This window comes from Asticcacaulis taihuensis, from assembly GCF_900100255.1.
GTDB classification, from domain to species: Bacteria; Pseudomonadota; Alphaproteobacteria; order Caulobacterales; family Caulobacteraceae; genus Asticcacaulis; species Asticcacaulis taihuensis.
In genome coordinates, this window is sequence record NZ_FMTS01000001.1 from 288,395 (window position 1) to 309,605 (window position 21,211).

Genomic DNA, 21,211 nt, shown 5'->3' on the forward strand with positions numbered 1-21,211 from the left:
AAGCGATGCTTGAGGTTTTGCCATGCTGACGACCAAACAACGCGAACTCCTGATGTTCATTCATGAACGAATCAAGGAGACCGGCGTTTCGCCTTCCTTCGATGAGATGAAGGAAGCGCTCGATCTGGCATCCAAGTCAGGCATTCACCGCCTGATAACCGCCTTGGAAGAACGCGGTTTCATTCGTCGTCTGGCGCATCGGGCACGGGCGCTGGAAGTCATCAAGCTGCCGGATCAGGCCACCGCCTCAGCCCCGCCGCGTGGTCGCCAGGCTTTTGTGCCGCAGGTGGTGGAAGGCAGCAGACCCGCTCCTGAAGCCCCCAAAGCCGTCAATGACGACACACGCGAGCTGCCGCTGCTGGGCAAGATCGCCGCTGGCGTGCCAATCGAGGCCATGGGTCATGAACGCGACCGCCTGCATATTCCCGAATCCATGCTGGGCGCCGGCGAACATTATGTTCTTGAAATCGAAGGCGATTCCATGATCAATGCCGGCATTCTCAATGGCGACTATGTCGTCATCAAGAAAACCGACACGGCGCAATCTGGTGAGATCGTCGTGGCCCTGGTCGATGATGAAACCGCCACACTCAAGCGCCTGCGCAAGAAGGGGGCGTCGATTGCCCTTGAGGCCGCCAACCCCAATTACAAGACACAGATCTATAATGATGGCCAGGTCAAGGTTCAGGGCCGTCTCGTCGGGCTGATGCGCAAGTACCATTAGAAACCGCTGTCGCCTTCGGCCTCCGAAGGCCGCGACCAATAGCGATTGCCTCTGAGGGGCTGGGCGGCCTTGATCGCCCAGCCCCTTTCTGTACGCGTCAGTTCCAGGGCGCCCAGGGTGCGGAAATCACCGGCGCCGATATGATTGACGCTGCCGCATTCAATGGGCCAGCCACCGACTGGATTGCGCATGACTACCAGATCGCTGGCACGGCACAACTCAATGAGCCGCTCCGCTTTCGGCGGCCTGTTGCTGAACCAGAAGCCAATCCGGACCGGATTTTGCGGCAACGGCACACAGGCGTACCCCTTGCAGGCATAGTTTTCATCCCTAAAAGTGTCATCCATCGCTTTCAGGCCATAATGCTGCGTCCATTGCTCAAAACCATATTGCCGGACCCTGGAGCGCACCACATAGGCACTCTTTCCCACACGGATCGCAGCATTGCCACCTTCCGGATCGATCCACACATCCGGAGCCACGACTCGCGGCCACCACAGGATAGCCGTCGCCGCCAGCAGGCCGGCCCAGCGCGCCTTTCCACGCACCAGGCAAACCCACAGCAGGCCGATAAAGGCTATGCCCAGCACATAGGGCGGCGCGCTGGGCCAGTTGATCACAGCCTGCGGCAGGTCGGAAGTCAGGGCGGCGATGCGTTCGATCAGCCACAGGCCAAAACCCGCGACGCGCAAGGCTACGTACCCCAAGGGCGTGGCGCTGAAGACCGTCCCCAGCGCCAGGGCAGGCATGACCAGAAAAGCCGTCACCGGCGCCTCGAAGAGGTTGGACAACAGGCCATAGACCGAAAACCGGTTGAAATAGGCAATGGCAAAAGGCGTCGTCGCGGCCGTGGCGACCACCGAGGCCAGCAGGGACAGCCAGAGCCCACGAAACGCCGACTGGATCGCCTTCACCCACATCGGTACGCTGATCTCACCAACAGGGGGCTTGAGACCTTCCGCCAGGGCCAGCAGGGCCGCCGTGGCGCTGAAGGACATCTGGAAACCGGGCTGAATCACCGCTTCCGGCGTCAGACAAATGACCACGATCGCGGCGATCGCCAGCGCCCGCAGACTGAGGGCGCGCCTATCCAGCAGAATGGCGCCAAACGCCACGCAGGCAACCACCGCCGAGCGCACCGCCGGCGCCGGGGAGCCGGACAGGGCGAGATACAGCAGGATACAGATAATACTCAAACCCGCCGCCCATTTCTTGACCGGCACATGCAGGGCCAGCCACGGCACGCAGGCCATCAGCCCGCGTAAGGCGAAGAAGATAAAGCCGCCGACAATCGCCATATGGACGCCGGAAATCGACAAGATGTGCGCCAGTCCGGAATCGCGCATGTCCTGGATGAGGCTTTGCGGGATGAAGTTTTCATGTCCGGTGACCAGCGCCGCCGCGAAACCGCCAATGGCGCGACCGTTCTGCCAATCCGGTGCCGTGGTCTCAACCAGTCGCCCGGTAATCGCCCAGCGCAGGCGATTGAGCTTCATCACCAGGTCCAGCCGCCAGCCATGCGGCGGAGAGGAGATGATCCGCGGCACCCCCGGCACAAGCCCGACACCGCCGATGCCCTGATACCAGGCGCTGCGGGCGAAATCATAGCCATCCGGCATATTCGGCGGCGGCGGCGGATTGAGTATGGCGAAGGTCGATATGGCGTCTCCCGGCCTGATGCCTACCGCCTCCAGCGTGCCTGGCCGCAGTGAAACTCTCAGCCGCAAAGGCGTGTTTTCCGGACGTACGCCACGCATCGCAATGGGCGCCAGCAAAAGTCGTGACTGGTCCTCGCTCGGCGACACCACGTCGATCACATATGCCTGAAGCGTATAATTGCTCACTTCCGAGCTTAAAACCGGCGCTTTCACATGCTCGGTCCTCAGCTTGCAAACCACGGCGCCAAACGCGAAAGCCGTCAGGAGGATCAACACACTGACAAGGTGACCATTCGCGCCATACCGGCGCGCCATTGCCAGCGCGATCAGGCATATCACTGCCGGCAGCAGCACCCACCATAGGCCAGGCTCGAATGGCAGGTTGAGATAGATGGCCGCCCCCGCCCCCATGGCCACCGGCAGCCACAGGAACAGGCGTCCTGTTTGCAGGGCAATCACGGCCTCCGTCCGGTCTTTGAGGTAAAGAATCGCGGAATTCAAGCGGACAGATCTCTTAATGGCGACAAAGGGCTTGGGTTGCCGGCAAAGAGAGCTATAAGACGCTCACAAAATCGTCCCCCTGATGTACAAATGATCATGACCCAATCCAAACCGCAAGCTGTAGTGACACGTTTTGCCCCTTCGCCGACTGGCTACCTGCATATCGGCGGCGCGCGCACGGCCCTTTTCAATTGGCTGTACGCCAGACACACCGGCGGCAAGTTCCTGATCCGCATCGAGGATACCGACCGCGAGCGCTCGACCCGCGCGGCAGTGGACGCCATTTTCGAGGGCCTGGACTGGCTGGGCCTCAAGCCGGATGATACCGTCGTTTTCCAGCACGCGCGCGAAGGCCGCCACAAACAGGCGGTCGCCGAACTGGTGGCAAAAGGCCGCGCCTATGCCTGCTTCATGACGCAGGAAGAGACTGAAATCGCCCGTGAGGAAGCCCGTGAAGCCGGCCATGCCCTGCGTTCGCCGTGGCGCGACCGGACGCCCACGGATGCGGAACTCGAACAGCCGCACGTCATCCGCTTCAAGGGACCGCTGGCCGACACACTGGTGGTGCCCGACGCCGTGCAGGGCGATGTCACCTTTAATACGAAAGACATGGACGACCTGATCCTGCTGCGAACCGACGGCACCCCCACCTATAACCTCGCCGTTGTGGTCGATGATCATGACATGGGCATCACCCATGTCATTCGCGGCGATGATCACCTTAATAACGCCGCCCGCCAGAGCCTGATCTATATGGCGCTGGACTGGCCGGTGCCGACCTTCGCCCACATTCCCCTGATTCATGGCCCCGATGGCGCGAAGCTTTCCAAGCGCCACGGCGCGCAGGCGGTCGGCGATTACCAGGGTCTGGGTTACCTGCCTGAGGCCATGCGCAATTATCTGGCGCGGCTGGGCTGGTCGCATGGCGATGATGAAATCTTCGATGACGAACAGGCGATCGAGTGGTTTGATATTGCCGATATCAACCGCGCGCCGGCCCGGCTCGATTTCGCCAAGCTGGGCTCGGTCAATGCCCACTGGATTCGCGTCGCCGACGACCAGCGCCTGGTCGATCTCGTCGCCGCCGAGCTGGTCGCCACAGGCCACGCCGAAACACCCCAGACACGCGAGATTTTGTCCCGTACCATTCCCCTGGTAAAAGAACGCGCCCAAACCATCGTGCAATTGGCGGAAGCCGTTCACTTCGCTGTGGCGAAAGGACCGGTGCCTTTGGATGAAAAAACAAAAAAACTTCTGACTGAGGAAACAATATCACGGCTCAATCGTCTTCACGAAAATGTGTTGACCTGGAACGACTGGAACGCCGAATATATTGACGGACAATTGAAAAAATTCGTTGAAAATGAAGCTATTGGCTTTGGCAAGATCGGCCCTGTCCTGCGCGGCATTCTGTCGGCCGGCCACCCCGCGCCGGATATTTCAAAGCTTTTGGCCTCGATCGGGCGCGAAGAGACCCTTGTTCGCCTGACAGGGGGTCTTTTCATTTAGGATTACAGTTTGTAAAGCAGGCGCGACGCCGATTTAGGTGCGCCGCACACAGGACCGGCAAACGGTCTAAACCTTTTACCGAGGTAGCGTAATATGAGCCAGACTACTCCCGCCCAAATCAATTTCGAAGGCAAGGCCGTCGATCTGCCCGTGATGAAGGGCACGCTTGGCCCGGACGTCATCGACATCCGCAAGCTGTATGCCGAAACCGACGCCTTCACCTACGATCCGGGCTTCACTTCCACGGCTTCGTGCGAAAGCAAGATCACCTTCATCGATGGCGACAAGGGCGTATTGCTGCACCGCGGCTATCCGATCGGTCAACTGGCGGAAAAATCGTCATTCCTGGAAACCTGCTATCTGCTGCTGCATGGTGAATTGCCGACGGCCGCCGAATTCGAGCCTTTCGAGAATTCGATCACCCGCCACACCATGCTGCATGAGCAGTTCGACAAGTTCTTCTCCGGCTTCCGCCGCGACGCGCACCCGATGGCGATCATGACCGGCGCCGTCGGCGCCCTGTCGGCCTTCTATCACGACAGCCTGGATATCCACGATTTAAAGCAGCGCGAGATCTCGGCCCACCGCCTGATCGCCAAGATGCCGACCATCGCCGCCCGCGCCTACAAGTACAGCGTCGGCCAGCCGTTCGTGCATCCGCTCAACAAGCTCAGCTATTCGGAAAACTTCCTGCGCATGTGCTTCGCCGTTCCGGCCGAGGAATATGTGCCCAATCCGATCCTGACCAAGGCGATGGACCGCATCTTCATCCTCCACGCCGATCACGAGCAGAACGCCTCGACCTCGACCGTCCGCCTGGCCGGGTCTTCGGGCGCCAATCCGTTCGCCTGTATCGCCGCTGGCATTGCCTGCCTGTGGGGCCCGTCGCACGGGGGCGCCAACGAAGAGGCGCTCAACATGCTGAAGGAAATCGGCACGCCTGAGCGCATTCCGGAATTCATCGCCGGCGTCAAGGCCCGCAAGTACAAGCTGATGGGCTTCGGTCACCGCGTTTACAAGAACTACGATCCGCGCGCCACCGTCATGAAGCAGTCGGCCGATGAAGTGCTTGAAGCTGTCGGCGACAAGAACGATCCTCTGTTCCAGGTCGCCAAGGAACTGGAAAAGATCGCCCTGAATGATGAATTCTTCATCGAGCGCAAGCTGTATCCGAACGTCGATTTCTATTCCGGCATCACCCTGTCGGCCATGGGCTTCCCGACCACCATGTTCACCGTGCTGTTCGCCCTGGCGCGCACCGTGGGCTGGATCGCCCAGTGGAAGGAAATGATCGAGGATCCCGGTCAGAAGATCGGCCGTCCGCGCCAGCTTTACACTGGCGCCGGTCAACGCGATTATGTGTCGATTTCACAGCGTGGCTAACTAACGGGGCGTGGGGGCTGTGCTCCCACAAACCTTGTCTTATTCCAAATAAAAACCCGGTCTCTTGGACCGGGTTTTTATTTGGAAAGAGGAAGACTTGGGGGCCATAGGACCCAAACACCGTTAGTTAAGACCAAGGAACGCCAGCACCGCCCGCGCCGCCTTTTCCGCCGGCGGCTTCTGACCACGCCCCATAATATCAAGCGCGGCGAACTGTTCAGCTATCTGCTTGTCTCGTATAGCTTTATCGCCCAGCCGCTCATCTACAGCCTGAACCAGATTATCAACCGTTGCGTCGTTCTGGATAAACTCCGGCGCGATCCGTTTATCCGCCATGATATTGAACATGGTGACGTGCTTCAGCGTCGAGATGCGGCGGTAAATCCAGTAGGTCAGTGGCTCGACCCTGTAGGCGATCACCATCGGGCACCCGGCCAGGGCCAGTTCCGTCGAGACCGTGCCCGAGCAGGCCAGGGCCAGGGTGGCGGCTTTCATCGCCGAATGCTTGTCCGCCTCGCCATAGACCAGCAGCGGCTTGACCGGCCATTCCGATACACGGCGTTCGACCAGGTCACGGACCGTATCAGCCACCGGCATGACCAGCCTGAGATTTGGGTGCGCGGCACTCAAGCGGGCGATCGTCTCGGCAAAGAGCGGCGACAGGCGCTTAATTTCCGATGGCCGGCTGCCCAGCAAGACCAGCAACAACGGATCATCCCGCAAATCAATCCGCTTGCGAAATGCAATCGGGGCAGCGTCACTCAGGTCAATATTCAACGCCGGATTGCCAACCACAACGGTTTTCAGGCCCGCCGCCTCGAAAAACGGTGGGTCCATCGGATGCAAGGCAAGCAGCAAGTCCACCGATTGCGCCAGGGTTTTTGCCCGGCCAGGCCGCGCCGCCCAGACCTGCGGACCGACATATTTGATCAGCCTGACCTGCGGCATCACCTTGCGGATGGCATTGGCGACCCGCAGGGTAAAGCCCCAGGAATCGACCAGAATGACCACATCCGGCTTTTCGGCCTGCGCGTAAGCCACTGTTTCGCGGACACGTTTCATTACGCGTCCATAGGCTTTTACCGCCTCCAGCAGCCCCAGGATCGATAGCTCCGAAATATCGAACGGGCTGACGACGCCCTGCTCGGCCATGCGCGCGCCGCCGACGCCGAAGAAGGTCAAGCCGGCGTCCGGCGCCTGACGGCGCAGTTCAGCGATCAGGCCGGCACCCAGGGCGTCGCCGGACGCCTCGGCGGCCACCACCATGATACGCTTAGTGGTAATCGTGGCCATAAATGAAAACTCCCATCTCGGCAGCGCGGGCGTAGACGGCCGGTTTATTTACGATCAACAAGGCCTGGGCCTTAGCCACAATACCGCAGAGGCCAGCGGCAGCCGCGTCCTCGACCGTTTGCACGCCGATGGTCGGCATGTCCAGGCGCAAGTCCTGTATGGGCTTGGCCAGCTTGGCGAGCACTCCCTTGCGATTGGCAAGCGTCCCACGCAGAGCCGGGTTCAGCGTATGTATGCGGCCCAACAGGGCCTGGGTGCCTTCCTGCGCCTCGACGCCCAAAGTGATCCGCCCGGCCACCACGACCGCCTGGCCGATATCGAGCGCGCCGATGGCTGCCGCCACGCGCATGGCTTCCTGGGCATCCTCCATGGCTTCAGGTGATGGATCAGGCCCTGCTTGCAATCCGCAACCGATCAGCAGGTCCGGATTGGCCTCGTGGGCGCCCTCGATATGATAGCCCTGGCTGGCAATGACCTTGGCCACCTGGCGCAGCAGGGAATCGTCCCCGCCCCTGCCCGCCGATTGGATGCTTTGCAGGGCCTGGTCTTTCTGCATGGTGTCGAAGTCCGGGCGCTGGACGTAGCCGCACATGGTCACGGCCTTGCATTGCTCTGTGGCCAGAATCTCGAACAGCCGGGGGAAATCGCCCAGGCCTAGCGTGTGGCCGGGGTGGTCATTCAGTTCGGCATCGGAAAGGCCATCGATACGGATAACTGTATAGGGACGCCCGGTCTGTTTCAGATAGCGGGCGATTTCGACCGGCAAGGCGCCGCCGCCGGAGATCAGGGCAAGTTTGGTGTTGGGCATTGGCCTCTCATGTTACGGGGTTTGGGGCCTGTGGCCCCAAGCCTTTACTTTCTTTCTTCCCTTGCCCCCAATAGGGGGGCAAGGGAAGAAAGAATATAGAAGATTTGTGGGGTCACGGACCCCACGCCCCGTTACAGGACAGCGTCAATGATCCGACGGCAAACAGATCGGGCGCGTCGAATCTTCCCGGATAAACCGCACGATCTCCACTACCTGGTCAATATCGGAGAAGTTCTCCAGCACATCATCAAGGCGTTCCTGGAAGGTGCCTTCCTCGGCGAACATCATCCGGTAGGCCGTGCGCAGCGCCAAAATCAGCTCGCGCGAGAAGCCGCGACGTTTCAAACCAACCAGATTCAGTCCCTCAAGCCGCGCATGGTTACCCCAGACCGAGCCATATGGAATGACATCCTTTGTGACGATCGCCCCGCCGCCGATAAAGCTGTAGCGGCCGAGACGCGCAAACTGATGCACAGCGCACGAGCCGCCAAGAAAAACAAAATCACCGACCTGCACATGGCCGCCAATCGACGCCTGATTGGCCATGATGACATTATTTCCCAGGATGCAATCATGGGCGATCCCCGATCCGGCCATGAACATGCAGTCATTGCCGGCCACGGTTATGCCGCCGCCCTTTTCCGTGCCGGTGTGCATGATGACATGCTCACGCACCAGTACCCGATCACCCACAATCAGCTTCGTCGGTTCGCCCTTGTGCGCCAGATGCTGCGGCGCGCCGCCCAGGCAGGCAAACGGATGAATCATGCCGTCAGCGCCGATCTCGGTCACGCCGTCGATGACGACATGCGATTTCAATACGGTCCGGTCCCCGATCTTCACCTGCGGCCCAACAATGCAGTAGGGGCCGACCTGTACATCTGCACCTAGCTGCGCGCCGTCATGGATGATCGCGGTCGGATGTATCGTTACGCTCATTTCGGGCTCTCAACCACCATGGCGGCAAACTCGGCTTCGCAGACAATTTTATCGTTTACGTAGGCCTCGCCGCGGAATTTGAAGATATCACCGCGATGGCGCACGACCTCCACCGGCATACGCACCACGTCGCCCGGACGCACCGGACTGCGGAACTTTACACCATCCACCGACATAAAGAAGATGGTCTTGCCTTCAACATCTGCGTCCAAAGATTTCGACATCAGTACAGCGCCGGTCTGGCCCATGGCCTCGATCAGCAACACCCCAGGCATGACCGGGTTTTCCGGAAAATGACCGTTGAAGAACGGTTCGTTGAAGGTGACATTCTTGATGCCGACCATCGATTTGTTCTTCACCCAGTCTTCGCCGCGATCAATCAGCAGGAAGGGATAGCGATGCGGAATGCGCCTGAGGACTTCGGCGTAATCCACGCTGGCCTGAGTGTCAGTTGCCTCCGGCGCATCATCAGCGGTCGTGCTCATTAAAGTCTTACCCCTTGTCCTTCGTCATTGCGTTTTTTTCCAGCCAGACCATTTCGCGCAGGAATTGCCGCGATGGCCGGGCCGGAAATCCGGATACCATGGTGGCGGCCGGTACATCCTTGAATACACAGGCGCCGGCAGCGATCTTCGCGCCCGCGCCTATGGCTATATGGTCTATCACGCCGGCGCGGCCGCCGAACATGGCGCCGTCACCCACCTTTACCGATCCTGAAATGCCGGTATGGGCCGCCAGAATGCAGTTGCGTCCGATCTGGCAGTTGTGGCCGACCTGAACCATATTGTCGATCTTCGTCGCCTCGCCGATGACCGTATCGTCATAGGCGCCGCGATCAATACAGGTGCCGGAACCGACGCTGACATCGTCCTGCAGGATAACCCGCCCCAGTTGCGGCACATCAACCAGTCCCTTTGCGTCCCCGCTGACGCCAAACCCAGCTTCACCGATATGGCCGCCCGAAAGCACCTGAACCCGGTCGCCCAGCAGGGCACAATAGATCGTGCTGTGCGCCCCGATGCGGCAATCCCGACCGATACGGCAGCCGGGACCGATCACCGCATAGGCTTCAATCCGCGTACCGGCGCCGATTTCGACATCCTGGCCGATCACGACGCCAATGCCGATCGTGACGCCTACTTCCATCTTCACGCTTGGATGGATGGCGTCGGTGCCCTCATGCCGCCGCGGCCGATAAAGCTGGGTCGCCACACGCGCCCAGGCCGCCTGCGGACTGGCCGTCGCCAGAGCAATGCTGGCGGCCGGCACCTGATCGACGAAATCGTCGGTGACGAAAACAAATTCCGCCCCGGTCCGGTGAAGGTTCGTCAGATAGCGACGATCACTGAAAAAGGCGGCATGACCGATCCCTCCAAACGACAAAGGGGCGCAGGCTGTAATAAACCCGCTCCCCTTCTTTTCCGGCGCAGTCAGCCGGCTGGAGGTCAACGCCGCCACCTGATCCAGGTCTATTTTTGAACCGATATCAAAAAAACGCGGATCAGGCATGAACGGTGTTATCTCTTGGTTACTTCGTGGGGGCTGCTCCCGCCGCCGGCTGGTCAAGCTTGACGCGATCGAAAGCCGGCAGGGTCTCGCCCGAGGCATTCATCTTGGCAACAACGTCCGTGGTGATGTTCATCGCGGGGTTGGCATAGAGGAAGCTGGTTTGAGTCGCCGCACCATTCGTATTCGCAGTCATGTCATAATGCAACAGGGAGTCGGCCGAGAGAACCGTGGCGCAGCTCTTAGCGGTGACCACAGCGTTGATTTGCGGGATCATCTTCTGGAAGATGGCCTGCATCACTTCCTGCTGGGTATACTGCATTTCCTGGTTGCGCTGCTGCACCTTGGCCTGGAACTTCTGACGCTTCTCTTCCCAGGCCTGAGCCTTACCTTCCCAGGCGGTCTTGCCGGCCGGGGTGGCGGCGCTGGTCTTTTGCGAAGCGGCCAGGGCCTTGTATTCGTCCTCAATGGCCTTGCCCTCGGCGCCGAGTTCGGCATCGACCTGGCCCTTCAGTTGCACGAGGCGGTCAGAGGCGGACTTGCCCATGTTCGAGGTCGACATGGCGGTCTGCTCATCAAGGACGCACTGGCCGGGAACGGCAGCGCCGAAGGTCGGCGGCGTCGGGGCCGCAGGGGCTGCGGCCGGAGCGGCGGCCTGGGCCAGGACCTGAGTGCCGGCGCCAGCCATCAGGACGGCGGCGGAAGCGATAAGGAAGAGCGATGCTTTTTTCATAGTTTTGTTCATCTCTGGGTATTGGTTAGAATTGCGTGGATTGCGAGAAGCGGAAGGACTCGACCTTGTCATACGACTCTTTCGACAGAACCTGGCTCAGATCGAACTGGACCGGTCCCATCGGGGATTTCCAGCGGATGGTGATACCCGCCGAAGCCCTGAGAGACATATCATCGACGATATTGGTAAGCGGCTTACCAGTGGAGTCAATTTTTAGGCGATCGTCAACATTGCCGAGCGTACCTAAATCGAGAAATACAGCGGTTTTAAGGCCGTACTGATCAGGCAGGCCGTTGGGGATGCCCAGTTCGGTTGACAGGATACCGTAGGTCTGGCCGCCCAGCGCATAGCCGGTCGAGGTATCGCGCGGGCCCATGCCGGCATATTCGAAGCCGCGCATCGTATCGCCGCCCTTGAAGAAGCGGTCGTTGATGCGGATGGCGTCGCCACGCCACGGAATGATCGACCCGGCGGTGCCGGAGACATGCAGAACCATGTCCTTCTTGAAGCCGTGATACCAGTGGCCTTCCAGTTCCGAACTGACATATTTCACGTCGCCGCCCAGGCCGGCAAAATCCTGGCGCAAGGTGAACATCCAGCCACGCGTCGGCTGGATGTAGTCGTTGCGCAGGTCGAAGGCCAGCGAGTAACCGACACTGGAGGTCACGCCGGTGCCGCAGCTATAGAGAAGGCCGTTACAGGCGTCCGAAGAGGTATAGGTGATGTCGTCGCTGCGGTAGTTGTAGCGCAGGCGCAAAGACGAGAATCCATTCAGGCTGTAGCCCAGTCGCAGGCCGGCACCGTAGGAATCGGTCGAATAATCGACGCCGTTATAGTGGTAGGAGCTCTGGAACAGGTCGAAGCCCGCCGAAACGTCGCGGCCCATGAAGTGCGGCTCGGTGAACGAGAAGTCGATGGTCTTCTGGATCGAACCGGTCTGGACACGGGCGCGCACCTGCTGGCCGGTGCCGCGGAAGTTCTGCTGGGCGATCGAGATATCGAGGATGAATTTCTGGATCGACGAGAAGCCGGCGCCGAACGACAGTTCGCCGGTCGGCTGCTCCAGCACGGCCACTTCAATATTGGTCTTGCCCGGCACGGCTGACGGCTTTTCGGTGATCTTCACGCCGGTATCGTCCTGCTTGAAGAAGCCGAGGCCGCGCACATAGATCTTGGAGCGTTCCAGCAGCGCCTTGTTATAGGCGTCGCCTTCGGACACCAGCATCTGGCGGCGGATGACCTTGTCAAGCGTCTGGGTATTGCCGACGATATTGATCTTGTCGATATAGACGCGCGCGCCTTCATGGACATTGAAGACCAGGTTGACGTTATGCGTATTCGGATCGGCCTCTTCCGAAGGCCGGATATCGACGAAGGCGTAACCGGCCGCACCGGCGGCAAAGGTCAGGTCGTCGACGGCCTTTTCGACGCGGTCGCTTTCATAAAGCTGGCCCGGACGGATCGAAATGGCGTGCTGGAGGTTTTCCGCCTTCAGCTTGTCATTGTCGGTCTTGATGGTGATGCGGCCGAAATTGTACTTCTGGCCTTCATCGAGCGTGTAGGAAATGGCGAAGTCCTTGCGGTCCGGCGTCAGTTCGGCCACCGCCGAGATGACGCGGAAATCGTAATAGCCGCGATTGGTGTAGTACTTCCGCAACTGCTCGCGGTCATAATCCATCCGGTCGGGATCGTAATTGTCATTCGACGAGAAGAACTTCCACCACAGCGATTTCTGCGTGACCACAACCGACTTCAGGTCGTTATCCGAGAAAGCATGATTGCCGATGAAGTTGACGGTCGAAACGCCGGTCTTCGGGCCTTCATTGATCTCGAAGATCAGGTCGACGCGCTTTTGCGGCAGTTCGACGATCTTCGGCGTGACGGTGGCCGAGATACGGCCGCCCTTGCGGTAAAGCTCGATGATGCGCTGGACATCTTCCTGCACCTTGGCCTTGGTGAACACGCCGCGCGGACGGATCTGCACTTCATCGCGCAGCTTGTCCTTGGTCATGGCGTGGTTGCCCTCGAAGACCACCTGGTTGATGATCGGGCTTTCCACGACCGTCACGACCATTTCATTACCGTTCATGGCGATCTGGACATCGGAGAACAGGTCGGTGCGATAAAGCGTCTTGACGGCGGCGTCGATCAGTTGCGCATCGACGGTTACGCCCGGCTGGAACGGCAGGTAGGAAATGATGGTCTGCGAATCGATCCGCTCATTGCCGGCCACGACGATATGATCGACATAGGCGGTCTGTTCGGCAGCGGCCGGGGCCTGAGCTTCCTGCGGGGCGGCATCAGCAGCGGGCGCGGCATCGGCGGGCGCCGTTGCAGGAGCGGCATCCTGAGCCGGCGGCGTGGCGTCCTGGGCGTGCGCCCCCGTCGCCATAAGGCCCAGATGGGTCAGGGCCAGTACGCTGACGCCGAGAGTAAGGGAGCGGGTAAGGGTCATATGGCCTCTTGTAACCGTGGTCTTTGCGGCGCGAACGGCCGGCGAGAAAGCGAAGGGGTTGATCAGTCGTATCACGAGAACAGCCCCCCGATGAACTTGGTCAGTCCGATATTGTTAATGTCATTCCAGAAAGCGAATAGCATTAAGCCTAATACCAGCACTATGGCAATCCGGAAGGCCGCATTCTGGAATTCGGCCGAAATCGGCTTTTTGGTCACACCCTGCCAGAGGATAAAGGCCAGGTGGCCGCCATCAAGCGCGGGAATGGGCAAAAGGTTCAGGAATCCGACGCCGATCGAGATATAGGCCATGAGTTGCAGATAGGTGAGAGTCATGCCGGCGACGATTTGCCATAGGGGCGCCTTGACCTGGGCCGCCGCTATCGTCACGTCGCCCGTCGTCTTGGCCATCCCGACAATGCCGCCGATCTGATTGCCGCTCTCTTTTCCGGTGAAAATACGGCTAATATAGGTCAGATTTGTATCAAGCACCTGCCAGGTCTTGTTATTGCCAATGACCAGTGCCTGCCACGGATTTACCGGCCGGCTGATCACATTGCCACCAACGGAAATACCGATGACGCCGCCCTTGATCGTTTCGTTATCACGGCCCGGCATACTGAGCAGGGCCCGCTTGGGCGTCACGGTCAGGCTGAGAAGTTTATGGTCACGCTCCACCTCGATGCGCGTGGGCGTCTCGGCCCGCAAGGCGATCAGGGTGACAAAATCCTCATTGCTCCTGATTTCATGACCATCCACGCTGACGAAGGTATCGCCAACCTTCAGCCCCGCAGCCTCCCCGACATTTCCCGGCAAGAATGACAGAATCGTCGGGCGGCTGATCTGATCGCCCACCGTAAAGGTAATGAGGCTGAAAAGCGCGATCGCCAGCACGAAATTGGCGGCTGGCCCGGCCAGGATGATCAGGAACTTCTGCCACAACGGCTTGAAGTGATAATAGTCCTTCACCGCCTCCGCGCCTTCGCGTTCGGTTATGGCAATGCGCGAGGCCTCCAGTTCCTCCGGCGACGGCATCATGGAGGTGATGTTTTCATCGCCGGCAAACTTGACATAGCCGCCCAACGGCAGCGCGCTCAGGCACCACTCGACGCCCTGCTTATCCGTCCTGCGCAGGAGAATCTTGCCGAACCCGACCGAGAATCGCTCGATGCGGGTCTTGAACAGGCGCGCCACGCTGAAATGCCCCAGTTCGTGAAAGGTCACGATCAGGGAAATAATAACCAGGAACGGAACGATGTATGCGATGATACTCAGCAAAACGGTTTCCCCTGACGCGTTGCGACCACGACCCTACGCCGACAACCTGGCATTGGCGAAAAGTTCGCCCACCAGGCGCCGGATTTCTGAATCGATCTCCAGCGCACGTGTCATGGTCTCGTCGTTCGTATCACGACTTGCGTGATCTTTGGAAGGGATAGACGGCAATTGAGCCCGCATCATGGCGGATTCGACAAATTCGGCGATCTGCAAAAAGGCGATTTTACGGTCAAGGAATGCCTGCACGCAGACCTCGTTGGCGGCATTAAAGACAGTCGGCATCCCCTCCCCGGCTTCCAGAGCCTCGCGTGCCAGGCGCAGCATCGGAAAGGCCGTCAGGTCGGGTGCGCTGAAGGTCAGGACGCCACGCGCCGCTAGGTCCAGCTTCGGCGCCTGCCAGTCGATGCGTTTCGGCCAGCCCAGGCAGTAGGAAATCGGCACGCGCATGTCGGGCGACCCCAACTGCGCCAGCGATGACCCGTCCTTGTACTCGACCATCGAATGGATGACCGATTGCGGATGGACCAGCACATCGATCTGGCTGCCCGGCATGTCGAACAGATAGGCGGCCTCGATGAATTCCAGCCCCTTGTTGGCAAGCGTGGCGGAATCGATGGTGATCTTGGCGCCCATGCTCCAGTTCGGGTGTTTGAGCGCCTGCTCGACCGTCACTGCCTTCAGGTCTTCGCGTGAACGCCCCAGAAACGGTCCGCCGGAAGCGGTCAGGACCAGCTTCGATACCCGCCCCGGATCGTCCAGAACCTGGAAGATGGCGTTATGCTCGGAATCGACCGGCAGCACCTTGCCGCCGTGTGCCTCGACGCGCTCGATCAGTGCCCGGCCACAGCAGACCAGCGCCTCCTTGTTGGCCAGGGCCAGGATAGCGCCGGTGCCGGCCGCCGCCCAGGTCGGCTTCAGCCCGGCAATGCCGACGATCGCCGCCATGATCCAGTCGGCCTTTCGCCCGGCGGCTTCACAGACCGCCGACGCACCGCAGGCAATCTCAAGACCGGAATCGCCGATCAACGCCCTGAAGGCCGGCCATTGCGTCTCGTCGGCCAGAACCGTTATGGCCGGACGGTATTTCAGCGCCTGTTCGGCCAGAAGCGCCACATTACGCCCGCCAACCAGGGTTTCGATCACATAGTCTTTCCCCGCCACGCCCGTTTCATCAAGCAGGCGCAGGGTAGACACGCCGATCGAGCCGGTCGAGCCAAGAATGGATATGCGCCTTGTGGAAACAGAATTCATATTTCAGTGCCTAGCATGACCAGCAGACGTATACCCCCGATGGCGACAATGGCAAACATCAGACCGTCTACGCGATCGAGCAATCCGCCATGGCCAGGGATCAGCGTGCCGGCATCCTTGACGCCGAAGCGCCGCTTGAGTGCCGATTCCCACAGGTCGCCCGCCATGGTGGCCAGCGCCACCAGCAAACCGACGACTGAAGCCGAGGTGTCATGCTTGAAAAGGCCGGTAATATCCGACAGGGCGCCCGCCGTCAGCATCCCGGCGATTAATCCGCCGGCGAACCCGGCCCAGGTCTTGTTCGGTGAATAACGCGGCCACAGCTTCGGGCCGCCGAAGAACTTGCCGGCGGCAAAGGCGGCGCTGTCCGCCGCCCAGGCGATCAGGAAGGCGAAAAACACCCACTCCACGCCGCGCCTGCTTTGATGCAGCCACATAATGACGATGGCCGGCCAGCCAATATAAAGCGCACCATAGGCCGCATCCACCCAGCCGACATGCAGCCGATAGGCATAAAGCCCCGCACATAATGAACCAAAACACAGCATCAGGATAGACAGCAGGGGATGGCCCAGATAGCCGACGAACAACGCCGCGATGGCCGCTGCCGCCACAGCCACGGCGATCCGCCCTGATATATTGGGCGCCATCATCACCCCCCATTCGATGCACAGAAGCGCCACACCAATGCTGATCATAACCAGGAACGGCCGGTGATCCTTCAGCATGGTTATGCCGAGGACGACCGCTATCAGAACGAGGGCCGATACGACGCGAACCGCGAGTTCCCGCCCCTTGCTCTTCGGTTTTACATCAGGCTCGGCGGCACGGTCATCAGAAGGCTGGCTTGACATGTCCCGCTTCCACAGCGCCGAACCGGCGATCCCGGCGGGCGAATATATCCAGCGCCGCCTTCAGGGGTTCGTAGCCGTAATCGGGCCACAGGATGTCCTGGAACACAAACTCGGCATAGGCCGCTTCCCACAGCAGGAAATTCGACAAGCGATGCTCGCCGCTGGTCCGGATCAGCAGGTCGAGCGGCGGCAGGTCATGCGTCGACAGATATCCGCCAAAGGTCTCTGGCGTAATATCGTCCGGATTCAGATCGCCCGCCCTGACCTCGGTGGCGATGCGCTTCACCGCCTCGATGATATCGGCCTGGGCGCCGTAGTTCAGCGCCACCTGAAGGTAAAAGCGCGAATTATCCTTTGTCTTTTCATGCGCCTCATTGACCATGCCGACTATGTCCGCCGGCAAGCCCTCTTCCTGGCCGACGATCCGCACACAGACACCTTCGCGGCGCAGCCGTTCCAGGTCGGACTTGATGAAGGCGCGCAGCAAGCCCATCAGGTCATTGACCTCGGCTTCCGGCCGGCGCCAGTTTTCCGTCGAGAAGGCAAAGACCGTCATATGCGTCACGCCAAGATCGACGGCCGCGGTAATGGTGCGCTTCAGGGCATCCACGCCCGCCTTGTGCCCCATGGTGCGTATCTGGTTCTTGGCCTTCGCCCAACGGCCATTGCCGTCCATGATGACGGCGACATGGAGCGATTTTTGGGCCGGCGCCTTCACGTCATGACTCTTCTCACCCGTCTGTGGGTTTATGATGAGAGCATCCGTGGGGCCTAAAGGCATAAAGGCAACTTTCGTTTGGCACAGGCCGGGCTACAAGGCATCAGGTAAGCGAAACCGCTTAAACCTGCATGATCTCGGCTTCCTTGACCTTCAACAATTCATCGATACGCTTGATCGCCGCATCGGTAAAGCCCTGCACCTCGGTGCCGCCCTTCTTCTCTTCATCCTCGCTGATCTCCGAAGCCTTCTCCGCCTTTTTGAGATCATCCATGGCCTCGCGGCGGACATTACGCACGGCAACCTTCTGAGTTTCGGCGTACTTGCCGGCGATCTTGACCAGTTCCTTGCGGCGTTCCTCGGTCAGGGGGGGGATAGGAATGCGCAGGGTATTGCCATCGGTGATCGGGTTCAGGCCCAGGCCGGCATTGCGGATGGCCTTTTCAACGGCCGTGACCGTGCCGCGATCAAAGACATTGACGCTGATCATACGCGGCTCCGGCACCGAGACCGATGCGCAGGCATTGAGCGGCATTGACGAACCATAGGCATCGACCATTACCTGATCGAGCAGCGAAGCCGAGGCCCGGCCGGTGCGAAGACCGGAAAAGTCGTCCTTGAGAGCGTCGACCGCCTTTTCCATGCGGTCCTTGTAACGGTTGAGTTCAGGCTTTGCCATGACGGTATCTCGCTTATTGTGTGATGACGGTGTAGGTGCCCTTGCCGTGGATGACCTCATTCAGGGCGCCGGGCGTGCGGATGGAGAAGACCACGATCGGGATGGCGTTTTCACGCATCAGGCTGACGGCCGACGCATCCATCACTTTAAGGTCCTTTGACAAGACCTCAAGATAGTTGAGGTTTTGATAGCGTTCAGCCGTCTTGTCCTTCTTCGGGTCAGCGGTATAGACGCCATCAACCGACGTGCCCTTGAAGAGTGCATCGCAGTTCATTTCGGCGGCCCGCAGGGCAGCCGCGGTGTCGGTCGTGAAGTAAGGCGCGCCCGTACCGGCAGCGAAAATGACCACCCGGCCCTTTTCGAGGTGACGAATGGCGCGGCGGCGCACGAACGGCTCGCATACGGCATTCATCTGGATGGCGGACTGCACACGCGTGTCAATACCCTGCTTTTCCAGGGCATTCTGCATGGCCAGGGCGTTCATTACCGTAGCCAGCATTCCCATGTAATCGGCGCTGGAACGTTCCATGTCCCCGGCTGCCTTTGACAGGCCCCGGAAGATATTGCCCCCGCCGATCACCAGACACAGTTCCACCCCCAGGCGCGCAACAGCAGCGACCTCGGCGGCGACCGCCTTGACGGTATTCATGTCGATACCGAAGCCCTGGTCGCCCATCAGAACTTCGCCCGAAACCTTCAGCAAAATACGCTTGTAAGCCAGCGGTTCCGAAGCCTGAAGGGATTGGGATGTCATGGTCAGCTCCGGTGAATCAGTCGGCGTCATATATATGACGGCTTTAGCGCTTTAAGAACGCTTTGGATAGGCGGGCCAGCCGGCAGGACCGGACTTCCACGCATAATTGTCATAAAAAAGAGGCGCCGGCATGTCAAATGCCGACGCCTCCCAAAGCCCCGAATAGGAATGCTTTTAAGCGTTTATCAGACGCCGCCCGTCATAGAGGCGACTTCGGCCGCGAAATCATCAACCTTCTTTTCCACGCCTTCGCCCAGGGCGAGACGCGTGAAGGCAGTGATCTTTACAGGAGTGCCGAGGGTCTTGGCAGTTTCTTCAACCAGTTGCTCGACAGTCTGATCCGGGTTCATGACGAAGGCTTGCTTGTGCAGCACGACTTCTTCGTAGAATTTGCGGATACGGCCTTCGATCATCTTTTCGATGACCTGCAGCGGCTTGCCGGATTCCTTGGCCTGCTCGGTCAGGACAGCTTTTTCGCGTTCGACATGTTCCTGGTTCAGGTCCTCGACGTTCAGCGACAGAGGCTGGGTAGCGGCGACATGCATGGCGACCTTGCGGCCCATTTCCTTGAGCACTTCCGGATCACCGGCCGACTCGATGGCGACGAGCACGGCGATACGGCCGAGGTCCGGCGCGATCGCATTGTGGATGTAGGAGGCGACAACGCCTTCCGACACGCTGTGCTTGGCAAAACGACGCACGACCATGTTTTCACCGATCGTAGCGATCAGGTTGGTGATGTCGTCGGAAACGGCGGCCGCCACGTCTTCCACCGTGTTGGCGGCGATACCGGCCTGCCCGGCCTTGCGGGCCAGGGCCTGGAACAGATCGTTGCGGGCAACGAAGTCGGTTTCGGCGTTGACTTCGACAGCAGCGGCGGTCATGCCCTTGCCTTCGACCTTCGACGCGATGACGACCAGACCTTCCGCAGCGACGCGGTCAGCCTTCTTGGCGGCCTTGGAAAGGCCCTTGGCGCGCAGCCAGTCCAGGGACGCTTCGATGTCGCCGCCGTTTTCAGCCAGCGCCTTCTTGCAGTCCATCATGCCTACGCCCGACTTTTCGCGCAGTTCCTTGACCAGGGCAGCAGTGATTTCAGCCATGAAATCCTCCTAAGTTTGATGTTTCAGATTTCGCAACTTCATAGCCGCGATACATGTCAATTCAGCAACAGCTTAAAGCCAATTCGGGCTTTAAGCTGTCACATGTCTCGTAAGGCCGGGCGATTTACCGCGCCGGATTGGCCCCTATATAGGAAGCCTTAGGCTTCGCTGGAAGCCTGGGCGGCGTCATCGGCAACCAGGGCCGGCTCGATCGGATCGACCGAAGCACCCAGGTCGCGGCCCGAAGCCACCTGACCAGCGGCCAGACCATCCAGAACCGAATCAGCGATCAGGTCGCAATACAGTTGCAGGGCGCGGGCAGCGTCATCGTTACCCGGAACCGGATAGGTGATGCCGTCCGGATCGGAGTTCGAGTCGAGGATGGCGATCACAGGAATGTTCAGCTTGCGGGCTTCCTGGATGGCGATGCCTTCCTTGTTGGTGTCGATCACAAACATCAGGTCGGGAATGCCGCCCATGTCCTTGATGCCGCCCAGCGACAATTCAAGCTTTTCGCGCTCGCGGGTCAGGGTCAGCAGTTCCTTCTTGGAACGGCCGGCCGGATTGTTGTCGAGGACGTTTTCCAGTTCACGCAGACGCGCGATCGAACCTGAAATGGTGCGCCAGTTGGTCAGGGTGCCGCCGAGCCAGCGGTGGTTGACATAATACTGGGCCGAACGCTTGGCGGCGGCAGCCACCGGGCCTTGCGCCTGGCGCTTGGTGCCGACGAACAGGACGCGGCCACCCGCGGCGGCCACTTCACGCACCTTCAGCAGGGCCTGGTGGAACAGCGGCAGGGATTGCGACAGGTCGATGATGTGGATGTTGGAGCGCGAACCGAACAGGTAGCGTTCCATCTTGGGGTTCCAGCGGTGAGTCTGGTGACCAAAGTGCGCGCCGGCTTCAAGCAGGAGGCGCATGGAGATTTCTGGCATAGCCATAATGTAGTATCCTTCTTCCGATAATCCGCCGCAGATAGAAAAGCTTAAACAGACCCATGCCTGTTTCCGCCTCGGAACGCTATCAGCCCGATTCAGGGAAGATGGCGCGCATCTGCGTGTGAGATGGC

General features: G+C 59.9%; 19 protein-coding genes. 3 read left to right on the forward strand and 16 right to left on the reverse strand.

Features of this window, described 5'->3' with window-relative positions:
• Positions 1–22 precede the first annotated feature (22 nt).
• Positions 23–724 carry a transcriptional repressor LexA gene (lexA, locus tag BLO49_RS01330; protein WP_090643239.1) on the forward strand — a complete coding sequence of 234 codons (702 nt, stop codon included), beginning with the start codon at positions 23–25 and terminating at the stop codon, positions 722–724.
• Here lexA and BLO49_RS01335 read toward each other — a convergent pair.
• Positions 721–2,883 (reverse strand): ComEC/Rec2 family competence protein, encoded by a 2,163-nt coding sequence (locus tag BLO49_RS01335; RefSeq protein ID WP_090643242.1) that lies wholly within the window; start codon positions 2,881–2,883, stop codon positions 721–723. The two genes, lexA and BLO49_RS01335, sit on opposite strands and share 4 nt — an antisense overlap.
• Before the next feature lie 96 nt (positions 2,884–2,979).
• On the opposite strand from BLO49_RS01335, the gene gltX reads away from it, so the two are divergent.
• Both gltX and gltA read left to right on the forward strand, forming a co-directional pair.
• The gene (gltX, locus tag BLO49_RS01340) at positions 2,980–4,392 is read left to right on the forward strand and encodes a glutamate--tRNA ligase (RefSeq protein WP_245678817.1); all 1,413 of its coding nucleotides are present in this window, start codon (positions 2,980–2,982) and stop codon (positions 4,390–4,392) included.
• 93 nt (positions 4,393–4,485) lie between these two features.
• Positions 4,486–5,775, forward strand: a complete 1,290-nt coding sequence (gene gltA / locus BLO49_RS01345; protein WP_090643247.1) for a citrate synthase — start codon at positions 4,486–4,488, stop codon at positions 5,773–5,775.
• Between the two features lie 123 nt (positions 5,776–5,898).
• On the opposite strand, the gene lpxB is transcribed toward gltA, so the two are convergent.
• The 15 genes from lpxB to rpsB all read right to left on the reverse strand — a co-directional run bounded on the left by lpxB (position 5,899) and on the right by rpsB (position 21,083).
• A complete protein-coding gene (lpxB, locus tag BLO49_RS01350; protein ID WP_090643250.1) occupies positions 5,899–7,068 on the reverse strand; it encodes a lipid-A-disaccharide synthase in 1,170 nt (389 codons plus the stop codon).
• On the reverse strand, positions 7,049–7,876 hold the full coding sequence (locus BLO49_RS01355; protein ID WP_090643252.1) for an LpxI family protein: 828 nt from the start codon (positions 7,874–7,876) through the stop codon (positions 7,049–7,051). Before BLO49_RS01355 ends, lpxB begins: the two co-directional genes overlap by 20 nt.
• Before the next feature lie 144 nt (positions 7,877–8,020).
• Positions 8,021–8,815 (reverse strand): acyl-ACP--UDP-N-acetylglucosamine O-acyltransferase, encoded by a 795-nt coding sequence (gene lpxA / locus BLO49_RS01360; protein WP_090643254.1) that lies wholly within the window; start codon positions 8,813–8,815, stop codon positions 8,021–8,023.
• Positions 8,812–9,300, reverse strand: a complete 489-nt coding sequence (gene fabZ, locus BLO49_RS01365; RefSeq protein ID WP_090643256.1) for a 3-hydroxyacyl-ACP dehydratase FabZ — start codon at positions 9,298–9,300, stop codon at positions 8,812–8,814. The genes lpxA and fabZ overlap by 4 nt, the downstream gene beginning before the upstream one ends.
• Positions 9,301–9,307: 7 nt before the next feature.
• Entirely contained in the window at positions 9,308–10,324 is a 1,017-nt protein-coding gene (gene lpxD, locus BLO49_RS01370; protein ID WP_090643259.1) for a UDP-3-O-(3-hydroxymyristoyl)glucosamine N-acyltransferase, read from the reverse strand.
• Positions 10,325–10,343: 19 nt separating this feature from the next.
• Positions 10,344–11,054 carry an OmpH family outer membrane protein gene (locus BLO49_RS01375; RefSeq protein ID WP_170828156.1) on the reverse strand — a complete coding sequence of 237 codons (711 nt, stop codon included), beginning with the start codon at positions 11,052–11,054 and terminating at the stop codon, positions 10,344–10,346.
• A gap of 25 nt (positions 11,055–11,079) precedes the next feature.
• Complete coding sequence (gene bamA, locus BLO49_RS01380; protein ID WP_090643264.1) at positions 11,080–13,509, reverse strand: outer membrane protein assembly factor BamA; 2,430 nt, start codon at positions 13,507–13,509, stop codon at positions 11,080–11,082.
• Positions 13,510–13,580: 71 nt separating this feature from the next.
• Entirely contained in the window at positions 13,581–14,786 is a 1,206-nt protein-coding gene (locus BLO49_RS01385; RefSeq protein WP_090643266.1) for a M50 family metallopeptidase, read from the reverse strand.
• Positions 14,787–14,819: 33 nt separating this feature from the next.
• Positions 14,820–16,037, reverse strand: a complete 1,218-nt coding sequence (gene dxr / locus BLO49_RS01390; protein ID WP_090643269.1) for a 1-deoxy-D-xylulose-5-phosphate reductoisomerase — start codon at positions 16,035–16,037, stop codon at positions 14,820–14,822.
• Entirely contained in the window at positions 16,034–16,891 is an 858-nt protein-coding gene (locus BLO49_RS01395) for a phosphatidate cytidylyltransferase (protein ID WP_090643272.1), read from the reverse strand. The genes dxr and BLO49_RS01395 overlap by 4 nt, the downstream gene beginning before the upstream one ends.
• Positions 16,872–17,672, reverse strand: a complete 801-nt coding sequence (gene uppS, locus BLO49_RS01400) for a polyprenyl diphosphate synthase (RefSeq protein WP_090643275.1) — start codon at positions 17,670–17,672, stop codon at positions 16,872–16,874. Before uppS ends, BLO49_RS01395 begins: the two co-directional genes overlap by 20 nt.
• 58 nt (positions 17,673–17,730) lie before the next feature.
• Positions 17,731–18,288 carry a ribosome recycling factor gene (gene frr, locus BLO49_RS01405; protein WP_090643278.1) on the reverse strand — a complete coding sequence of 186 codons (558 nt, stop codon included), beginning with the start codon at positions 18,286–18,288 and terminating at the stop codon, positions 17,731–17,733.
• A gap of 13 nt (positions 18,289–18,301) precedes the next feature.
• Positions 18,302–19,042 carry a UMP kinase gene (gene pyrH / locus BLO49_RS01410; protein ID WP_090645948.1) on the reverse strand — a complete coding sequence of 247 codons (741 nt, stop codon included), beginning with the start codon at positions 19,040–19,042 and terminating at the stop codon, positions 18,302–18,304.
• Positions 19,043–19,227: 185 nt separating this feature from the next.
• Entirely contained in the window at positions 19,228–20,142 is a 915-nt protein-coding gene (tsf, locus tag BLO49_RS01415; protein ID WP_090643280.1) for a translation elongation factor Ts, read from the reverse strand.
• A gap of 158 nt (positions 20,143–20,300) precedes the next feature.
• Entirely contained in the window at positions 20,301–21,083 is a 783-nt protein-coding gene (gene rpsB / locus BLO49_RS01420) for a 30S ribosomal protein S2 (protein WP_090643283.1), read from the reverse strand.
• Positions 21,084–21,211 lie beyond the last annotated feature (128 nt).